The organism is Secundilactobacillus silagei JCM 19001 (assembly GCF_002217945.1).
Taxonomy (GTDB): Bacteria; Bacillota; Bacilli; order Lactobacillales; family Lactobacillaceae; genus Secundilactobacillus; species Secundilactobacillus silagei.
The window spans coordinates 1-240 of record NZ_BCMG01000068.1; the positions used below are offsets into that span (position 1 = coordinate 1).

Sequence of the window (240 nt, forward strand, 5' to 3'; positions counted from 1 at the left end):
TTGGAATCGTCACATTTGCCTTGGCATCATTTGGTGTGTAGGTCACTTTACCTGTAGTTGTTGGATTATCGACCGTGATCGTGCCATCTGGATTAACTGTGGCTGGTACCGTCGTTTTATCTGGTGTGTAACCTTTAAGTAATGGCACATCAACAGTGACATGTTCGCCTGTCTTACCAGTTACATCGGGTACTGTTTGATTACCTTGGTTGCTTGGAATCGTCACATTTGCCTTGGCAT

1 protein-coding gene is annotated in these 240 nt (G+C 44.6%); it reads right to left on the reverse strand.

Annotated elements, in window-relative coordinates:
* The coding region (locus tag CES79_RS12965) for a hypothetical protein (RefSeq protein WP_225362460.1) at positions 1–240 on the reverse strand (240 nt) is incomplete at both ends.